Raw genomic sequence first — 9,033 nt, 5'->3', positions numbered from 1 at the left:
CTGCGTCGATCCCAATGATGCTCTCCCTGCCCAGACACTGCTGATCTTGCATCTGCAAGATCAAACTGGTGTTCAACTCCACCCACGGCATTGGTTTCTGGAACCAGGCGCGATGGGTTCGCTCAGATGGCCCGCCATAGCGGGCCAGATTGGTGAAATTCAGTCGTCCAGGAACGACCAGCCACAGCACCAACAGCACCTGAAGATAGGCGGCCTGGGTGGAACGCAGGCTGGTTCCAGGGAGCAGGGCCGCTAGAATCTGGCTGGGGGTCGTCCGTTTTGTTGCCACACATCAACATGGACGATCCCCACCCCATTCGTCAAAAACCTTCCGGAGTACTGATTTGGACAAATGCTCTAATCATCATCCCCCAGCGCCGCGCCCGGAATGGCCAGCACGAACTGTGCGCCGCCGCCTGGATGGTTGCCGCCGCTCAGGTGGCCGCCGTGCATCACCGCGATCTGGCGCGAGACGCTCAGGCCCAGGCCGCTGCTGCCCGCGCCGCTGATAAACGGCTCGAAGATGCGCTCGCCCAGTTCGGGAGGCAGACCGGGACCGCTGTCACGCACGGTGAAAGTCAGTTGCTCCGCCGTTTCTTCCAGCGTCAGCCTCACGCTGCCCTCTGGTCCGGCGGCGCGGCGGGCGTTCGCCAGCAGGTTGCGGACGGCCTGAGTCAGGCGGTCCGGGTCACACAGGATGCCGCCAGTCCAGTCGCCCTCGTACAGCGTGCCGGGAACCAGCCGTTCCAGCCTTTCCTGCAAGGTGCGTGCCGGGATGTAATGCCAGGCCAGTTTCAGCTCCAGTTGCCCGCGTGCCAGTTGCATCAGGTCCTGGGTGGTAAAGGTCAGTTCGTCGGCCACCAGCGCGGCGCGGCGCACTTCGGGGTCGTCGGTGCGTTCCTCGGCGCGGCGCAGGCTGGCCTTCAACACGGTCAGCGGCGCACCCAGCTCATGCACGATCTGCCCCAGCAGTTGCTTCTCGCGCGCCTGCCCGGCCTCGATACGGACCAGCAGGCGGTTGATGGCGCTCAGCAGGCGGTGAACCTCGTCCTCGCGCGCAGGCAGGGGCAGCGTGGCGAGGCTGAGCGTGGGGTCGATCTGGTCCGCCAGATTCGCTGCCCCCTGAAGGCCCGACAGCGCCCGGCGGCCCACCCACCAGCCCACCAGCAGCAGGATCAGCGGCGTGAAGACCAGCGCGATCAGCAAAGCACTTGCGGCGCTCTGGCGGGCGGCGATCAGGTCGTCCTCGGGCAGACCCACCCACAGGGTTCCAAAATCCCCCGCCTCGCGCTTGACCGCCCGCACAGAGGTCTCCCCGATGTTGACCTGCGACTGATCACCATAGGGGTAGGGGGCATTCAGAAAATTCCGCAGGATGGGGCTGGCCGCCTTGACCGTGCCGTCCTCGTCGATCAGCATGGTGTAGGCGTTGGCCCCACTCGCCGTCTTGCCCAGACCCGCGCCAGATGTGGAGAACGCCTCGGCCAGCGTGTCGGCGCGGTCATTCAGGCGGGCATTGAACTGCTGATCCATGCGCGACAGCAGCAGCGACACCACGCCCAGGCTGATCAGCATGATCAACGCCAGGGCCAGCAGGCTGTAGGTGGCCGCCAGCCGAAAGCGCAGGCTGTGCCGCCACGCCACCCGCGCCGACGCCACCCCGGCTCCTGGCGTCAGCACCGCGCCCCGCCTGTGTGGTGCGGCGGGCGCAGCATTCGGGGCGGGGCGGGTCTCTGGCAACATCGGTTTTACGCTTGCAGCACGTAGCCGACGTTGCGGATGGTCCTGATCTTCAGGTCACTGTCCGACTGCTCCAGTTTCTTGCGAAGCTGCGAGATGCGGACCTCCACGCTGTTGCTGTTGGGCGTTTCCCAGCCGTACAGGTGAGACTCGATATCGGCCCGCGAGAACACGCGCTCCGGGGTCCGCATCATCAGTTCCAGAATGCGCGCCTCGTGTTCGGTCAGGTTGATGCTCTTGTCGTTCACCGTCAGCAGCAGGCTGGAGGTGCTGAGGCTGGTGTTGCCCAGATTCACCCCGGTCCCGGCGGCGGTGCGGCGTAGCAGGGCGGTAATTCGGGCGTCCAGTTCCGGCATGGCAAAGGGTTTGGTCAGGTAGTCGTCGGCCCCGGCGTTCAGCCCGGCCACGCGCTCCTGCACGCCGCTGCGGGCAGACAGGACCAGCACGGGGGTGCTGCTGTACTGCCGCAGGGACTGCACCAGATCCAGACCGTCGCCGTCGGGCAGGTTCAGGTCCAGCAGGATCAACTGTGCGCTGTGCATGCCCAGCCACGACTGCGCGTCCCGCAGGGTGGCGGAGTGATGGACCTGATAGTCGCCCGACAGGTATTCCTTGAGCAGTGGCCCGAGGTGTGGATCGTCTTCTACAACCAGAATCTGCGCCAGCATGCGGTCTCCTTGGGGATGGGGTGAGTCTATTTGACGTCTTTGGCGGAACTGTCCTTGCCCGCGCCGCTTTTGCCCGGACTGTCCTTGGCCGCCGTGTCCGTGGTTTTGAGGCCCGGCAGGCTCAGGGAGAGTCCAGCAGGCTGCGCGCTGAGGGTCAGCTTGAAGGGAGTCAGGAATTTGCTGAGGGTGAGCGAGGTATTGGCGGCGCTGTCTCTGGTCACGCTGGCCCCGGATACACCCGGCACCTGCAAGGTCAGTTGCCCCTTGCTGAGGCTGCCGTTGTAGCTGCTCTTGAGACCGGGAAACATCACGCGCGACTTTTCCTCGTCGGTCTGGGCGAACAGCACCACCACCGGGCCGTCGTAGTCGCCCACGAACTGCATGACCAGCTTGCTGCCGCTGCTCTCGCCGTCGCCCACCTTCGTTTGCAATTCCCGGTCCCAGACCTGCACCTTCAGCGCCCCAGCCGCAGGGACCAGGGCCGTCAGGCACAGCAGGGGAAGGAGGATGCGGGTCATCATGGCAGTGTAGGGGAGTCTCCTGAATGGGGGGGGGGGGGGGGGAAATGAAATGGACGGGGCTATACGGCTGGCCCCGGATGCCCCACCTTAAGCCTTCAAACTGACGCGCCCTTGATGAATCTGAGGCGCGTCTTTATCTCGGCTTGGGGTTCGGCGGGATCAGGCCAACTGCGCGGGATCAGGCGAACTGCATCGTTGGAATCACATCGCTTCCAGCATCAGCCGGTCCGGGTTTTCCAGCAGGCGGATGACTTCGCGGCAAAAGCGGGCCGCTTCCGCGCCGTCCACCAGACGGTGATCGAAGGACAGGCTCAGGTACATCATGTGCGCCACGACGATGTTGTCGTTCTCGTCCACGATGGGCCGTTTGACGATGCTGTGGATGCCCAGAATCGCGGCGTCCGGCACGTTGATGATCGGGAACGAGAACAGCGCGCCAATCGAGCCGATGTTGGTGATCGAGAAGGTGCTGCCCGCCAGCTCGTCTGCCGCCAGCTTGCCGTTCTGCGCGCGGCCTGCCAGATCGACGACCTCACGCGCCAGCTCGAAGATGCTCTTCTGGTTCACGTCCTTCAGTACCGGCACGGTCAGGCCCGCATCGGTGGCGACGGCCATGCCCATGTGGTAGTAGCGCTTCTGCACAATCTCGCCGCTGGCCTCGTCGAAGGACGTGTTCAGGCTGGGGTATTTCTTGAGGGCCGCCGTGACCGCCTTGAAGATGAACGGCAGGTACGACAGCTTGACACCCGCCGCCGCCGCCTCGCCCTTGACCCGCCCCCGGAAGTCCACCAGTTTGGTCAGGTTGACCTCGTCCACGGTCAGGGTGCGGACGGTGTACAGGTGGCTGGCCTGCATCTGGTTGCTGATGGCCCGGCGCATGCCCCGCAGCGGCACGCGGTCTTCCAGATGTTCGTAGCCCTTGGGCGTGCGGTACTGGACGGGTGCGACGGGCATTCCACCCGCAACCTTGGCGGCAGGCTGTGAAGGTGCGCTCTGGGTCTGGGGAGCCTGCGCCTGCGCTGGAACTGCCGACTGCGGCGCAGCCGCCTGCTCTCCCCCGCCCTGCCCATGCTCTACCACGTCCTGCACGCGGATGCGTCCGTTGGGGCCGCTGCCCTGCACCTGTGCCAGATCGATGTTCTTCTCGCGGGCCAGTTGGCGGGCGGCGGGAACGGCCAGCACGCGGCCATCGGCACGGGCGGCAGGCGCAGGCTCACGGTTCAGCGTGCCCGTTCCGGCGGTTGAACTGCCCGGCGCACCGCTGCCGCTGCGGTTGCCCAGGCCCTGAACCTTCACCTGCTCATCGGAGGCAAAGGCTTTGAACAGGCTGCTGGAATCGTCGTCGGCCCCGCCCTTCATGTGGCCCGCCTCCACGATGCTGCCGCCCTGATCATCCTCTTCCTGCGCGATCTGCTCGCGCTCCTCCTGCGCCTGCGGGGGCAACCCGGCGTCGATTGTCGTGGGATTCTCGCCGCTGTCCTGAATGGCCTGGGTGTGGCTGGGTGTGACTGTTGCCTCTCCCCCCTCGTCGATCAGGGCGATCACGGCGTGGACGGCCACCACCTCGCCCTCCTGCGCCATGCGCCTGTGCAGGATGCCCGCCGCCGGGCTGGGCAGTTCCACGGTCACCTTGTCGGTCATGACCTCGCACAGCGGCTGTTCCAGCGCGATGGTGTCGCCCTCCTCCACCAGCCACTTGAGGATTTCGCCTTCGACAACGCTTTCAGCCAGTTCAGGGAGCAGAATTTCTTTCACGGATTACCTCGGTTGTAGGGATGTGGGTTGTGGGACAACTTGAGAATCTGGCTTGCCTAACCGATCACGAACATCCGCAGGACGCCGTAAAGCAGTAGCACGCCGCCCAGCACCTGAATCCAGCGCTCGCCTCTGCCGTAGATCACGGCGCTGACGCCCAGCAGGGCAAACATCGCGCCGATGCTCAGGCGCTGCCACGGCTGGGGCAAGTCGCCCGCCACCGCGTACACACCGAAGCCGATCATCAGGCCGATGGTGCCCAGCAGCGGACGCAGCAGGTCAGGGTTGAGCTTGAGCTTCATGGACGCAGCTTAACGCGGGCACTCTGTAGGGGCGGCAGGCGGCTGTTAATAATTCAGCGCCTGCACGCAGGCCGCCGTGATGCGGTTGGGGCCGGGCAGGTAGATCTTGTCCTGCACGTAGGGATACGGGATATCGAAGCCTGCCACCTGCCCAACGGGGGCCAGCAGCGAATCGAAGGCTTCGGCCTGAATGCTGTAAGCCACCTCGCCCATGAAGTTGCTGATGCGCGGGGCCTCGCTGACCAGCACGGCGCGGCCCGTCTTCTGCACGCTGCCGATCACCAGTTCCTTGTCCCAGGGAACCAGACTGCGGAGGTCGATGACCTCAACGCTGACGCCCTCGGCCCCCAGCGCGTCGGCGGCGCGTTCCAGATCGGGCATCACACCGCCGTAGCCGATCAGGCTCAGGTCTGTGCCCTCGCGGCGGATGGCGCCCTCACCGATCCTGACGGTGTAGTCGTGGTTCGGCACCTCGCCTTTAGACGCGCGGTACAGGCGTTTGGGTTCAAAGAAGATCACCGGGTCTTCCCCGCGAATGGCGGCCTTCAGCAGGCCCTTGGCGTCGTAGGGCGTGCTGGGCATCACCACTTTCAGGCCCGGCGTGTGGGTGTAATAGCTTTCGGGACTCTGGCTGTGGTGGTGGCCGCCCTTGACGCCGCCGCCCGACGGGGTTCGGATCACCATTGGCGAGGTGTACTGCCCGCCGCTGCGGTAGCGCATCTTGGCGGCCTGACTGATGATCTGATCGAAGCCCGGCCCCATGTAATCGGCGAACTGGATCTCGGCGACGGGCCGCAACCCGCGCACCGCCATCCCCACGGCTGCGCCCACGATGGCCGCCTCGCTGAGGGGGGTGTCGAACACCCGCTTCTTGCCGAAGGTGGCCTGGAGTCCTGCGGTGGCCATGAATACGCCGCCGCGTGCGCCCACGTCCTGACCGAACAGCACCACGCGTTCATCGCGCTCCATTTCCTCGTGCAGCGCTTCGGTGATGGCGGTGATCAGGTTAATGGTGCGGGTTTCGGGGGTGGCAACCACGGCCTTCCTCTCCTGCGTGGCGGTCATTTTCTCCCCCCTTCCTGCTCGGCCCGCAGCATGGCGGCTTCCTCGCGCAGATGGGCGGGCATGTCGGCGTACACGTCCTCGAACATGATTCGCCAGTCCGGCTGTCCGGTGGCCTCGGCGCGAATAACCTGCTCATCCACCTCGCGGTGAACGGCGGAAATCATGTTGGCGCGTTCCTCGGACCCGATGGGATGGCCCAGGTGTTCCAGCAGTTTCTCGACGCGCACCACCGGGTCACGGCCCAGCCATTCCTGTACCTCCTCACGGGTGCGGTAGTGCTTCTCGGCGTCGGCATCGGCGTTGCTGTGGGAGCCGACGCGGTAGGTCAGGCATTCCACCAGCGCGGGGCCGTTTCCGGCGCGCACCCACTCGGCGGCGTGCGTGCAGACTTCCATGACGGCCACCAGATCGTTGCCGTCCACGTAGAAGCCGGGCATCCCATACGCCTTGGCCTTGATATGAATGTTCTCGCTGGCGGTCTGACCGCGCAGGTTGGTGCTGATGGCCCACTGGTTGTTCTCGCAGACGAACAGGCACGGCGCGGCCATCGCCCCGGCCATGTTCATTCCGGCGTGCCAGTCGCCCTCGCTGGTGGCCCCGTCCCCAAAGGTGCAGATGGTGATCTCGTCGGTGCCCAGATACTTCTGCGCCATTGCGGTGCCCGTGGCGGGCGGCACCTGATTGGCAATCGAGGAACTGATGGACACGAAGTTCTGCTTGCGGGCGGCGAAGTGGTGCGGCATCTGGCGGCCCCGGCTGGGATCGGAGTTGCTGCCCAGCACCTGAGAAATCAGCTCGAACATCGGCACGCCCAGCGCCAGCGCCAGCGTGTGATCGCGGTAATACGGCCAGACCCAGTCGTGGCCGGGCCGGACCGAATGCGCCAGGCCCACCTGCGTGGCTTCCATCCCGCTGGACTGCGCGTAGAAGGTGGTGCGCCCCTGCCGCAGCAGCGTGATCAGCTTGCGGTCAAACTCGCGGGCGCGCAGCATCACACCGTGCAGCTCGCGCAGGCGTTCGGGGGTGTAGGCGGCGGGCAGGGGCTGAACGGGCAGGCCGTCCTCGCCGATATAGCGGATGGGTTCTTTGGTAAAGGGTTGAATCCCGGTAACGGGCAAGGGTTCAACCAGAGGTAATGTGGTCATCTGGGGCGGGCCTCCTGAGCGGGCGGCAGAGGCTGAAACGTTCTCTGCCATCGGCGGAATCTGTCTCACTGATGTCTAAACTAACGGGCGTTAGGCATTCTAGCCGCTGCGGGTGAGGAAGGCAGGGGGAGAGGCCGTCCAGTGGGTCTGGACGACAGGTGGGTTCAGAATTGATAGAGAGAGTCTGGATCTCGTTCAGTGCGCGAAAAACACCAGATCGCCGGGGACGTATTCGGGCACAGCTCTCCCCTCCCCTATCGGTCCCAGGGTCTCTAAAACTCGCTGCGCCTCTGCCAGATAGAAGGCGAACGGCACCTCACCCTCACCCGTCTGTGGGCGCTGATCGCCGAACAGGTCCATCGGGGCCTCGTCCTGCGCGTGGGTCCACGCTCCGGTCATCCAGTCGAAGTCGTACAGCGGCAGAAAACGCGCCCCGTGTTCGGCCACGAATTCGATGGCCCCCAGCAGGAACTCCACTTCCTCATCACTGGCCCACGGCGCGAGGTTCAGGCGCGTCCAGCCGGGTTTGAGGCCGTCGATGTTGGACAGCGCGCACTGCATGTAGCGCTCACTGCGCTCGTCGTCGATGTTCAGCAGCACATGGCCGTAGGGTCCGGCACAGGCGCAGCCGCCACGCGCCTGGATGCCGAACAGGTCATTCAGCAGGCGGACCACCAGACGGGGATGCAGGTAACTGCCGTCCGCCGTTTTGACTAGAAACGAGAGAAAGGCCAGGCGGGCGGCCTGCGGGTTGCCCAGAATCTGAATCCGCTCGTTGGTTCCCAGACGCTCCAGCGCACGCGCGAACAGCTCATGCTCCCGCGCCGTCAACTCGTCCACCCCCAGTTCCTCCTTGACCTTGAAGGCCAGCGCGGTGCGGAGTTTGCCCAGAATGGCGGGCGTGCCTGCGTCCTCACGCGCCTCGATGTCCTCGATATAGACCTGTTTGGTGCGGCTGACATAACGCACCGTGCCGCCCCCCGCCGTGCTGGGCACGTTCAGGTGGTACAGATGGTCCTGAAAGCACAGCAATCCCGGCGTTCCCGGCCCGCCCACGAACTTGTGCGGGCTGAGGAACACGGCGTCGTAGCCGTCCGGTTTGCCCGGCTTCATGTCAATTTTGACGTAAGGCCCGCTGGCCGCGAAGTCGAAGAAGGCGTAGGCCCCGTGCTGGTGCAGAATGCGCGCCACCGTGCGGGTGTCGGTCAGCAGGCCGGTCACGTTGCTGGCCGCGCTGAACGAGCCGATCTTGGGACGGCGGGCGTACTGCGGCGACTTGAGCGCCTGAACCAGTGCGTCCAGATCCAGATTGCCCTTGTCGCATAGCGGCAGCTCCACCACCTCGGCCAGCGTTTCGCGCCAACTGACTTCATTGCTGTGATGTTCGTAGGGGCCGACGAAGACCACCGGGCGCTCGTTTTCGGGGATGGAGGCCAGGACCGTGGCACGGTGGTCTCCGCACACGGTCAGCCCCAGAATGTCCTGAATACGCCGCACCGCCGCCGTGCTGCCCGAACCACAGAAGACCAGCTTGCAGGTTTTGTCCCCGCCCAGTTGGCCCCTAATGTAGTCGGCGGCCTGATGCGACATGTGGGTGCTGTGCGCCCCGGTGGCGCTGTCCTCGGTGTGGGTGTTGGCGTACAGCGGCAAGGCCAGCGTGTTGATCCGCTCCTCCACGCTCCTTAGTGCCCGCCCGGAGGCCACGTAATCCGCGTAGGTCACCCGCCGCTCCCCGAAAGGCGTGTTGATCACAGCGTCAGTTCCGATCAGGTCGGCCCGGAGAGTGGCGAAGTCCATGCCGGATTGTAAGAGTTTCTCAGTTTGAAGACCAGATGAA

The 9,033-nt window shown here is 65.1% G+C and carries 8 protein-coding genes and 1 pseudogene; all 9 read right to left on the bottom strand.

Features of this window, described 5'->3' with window-relative positions; genetic code table 11:
• Positions 1–289 (bottom strand): annotated as a pseudogene (locus BOO71_RS22930) (hypothetical protein); the annotation flags it as partial.
• A gap of 68 nt (positions 290–357) precedes the next feature.
• A complete protein-coding gene (locus tag BOO71_RS22925) occupies positions 358–1,743 on the bottom strand; it encodes a sensor histidine kinase (protein WP_083653755.1) in 1,386 nt (461 codons plus the stop codon).
• A gap of 5 nt (positions 1,744–1,748) precedes the next feature.
• Positions 1,749–2,408 carry a response regulator transcription factor gene (locus BOO71_RS22920; RefSeq protein WP_029481209.1) on the bottom strand — a complete coding sequence of 220 codons (660 nt, stop codon included), beginning with the start codon at positions 2,406–2,408 and terminating at the stop codon, positions 1,749–1,751.
• 26 nt (positions 2,409–2,434) lie between these two features.
• Entirely contained in the window at positions 2,435–2,926 is a 492-nt protein-coding gene (locus BOO71_RS22915) for a hypothetical protein (protein ID WP_175607514.1), read from the bottom strand.
• Between the two features lie 204 nt (positions 2,927–3,130).
• On the bottom strand, positions 3,131–4,684 hold the full coding sequence (locus BOO71_RS22910; protein WP_075836444.1) for a dihydrolipoamide acetyltransferase family protein: 1,554 nt from the start codon (positions 4,682–4,684) through the stop codon (positions 3,131–3,133).
• Between the two features lie 56 nt (positions 4,685–4,740).
• The gene (locus BOO71_RS22905) at positions 4,741–4,986 is read right to left on the bottom strand and encodes a hypothetical protein (protein WP_075836442.1); all 246 of its coding nucleotides are present in this window, start codon (positions 4,984–4,986) and stop codon (positions 4,741–4,743) included.
• A gap of 45 nt (positions 4,987–5,031) precedes the next feature.
• Positions 5,032–6,051, bottom strand: a complete 1,020-nt coding sequence (locus BOO71_RS22900; RefSeq protein ID WP_075836440.1) for an alpha-ketoacid dehydrogenase subunit beta — start codon at positions 6,049–6,051, stop codon at positions 5,032–5,034.
• On the bottom strand, positions 6,048–7,196 hold the full coding sequence (locus tag BOO71_RS22895; RefSeq protein WP_075836438.1) for a thiamine pyrophosphate-dependent dehydrogenase E1 component subunit alpha: 1,149 nt from the start codon (positions 7,194–7,196) through the stop codon (positions 6,048–6,050). Before BOO71_RS22895 ends, BOO71_RS22900 begins: the two co-directional genes overlap by 4 nt.
• A 195-nt stretch (positions 7,197–7,391) precedes the next feature.
• Positions 7,392–8,993, bottom strand: a complete 1,602-nt coding sequence (locus tag BOO71_RS22890; protein WP_075836436.1) for an aminotransferase class V-fold PLP-dependent enzyme — start codon at positions 8,991–8,993, stop codon at positions 7,392–7,394.
• Between the last annotated feature and the right edge of the window lie 40 nt (positions 8,994–9,033).

The organism is Deinococcus marmoris (assembly GCF_001949125.1).
In the GTDB taxonomy this organism is placed as follows: domain Bacteria; phylum Deinococcota; class Deinococci; order Deinococcales; family Deinococcaceae; genus Deinococcus; species Deinococcus marmoris_A.
This window is presented reverse-complemented; position numbering and strand designations above follow the sequence as displayed.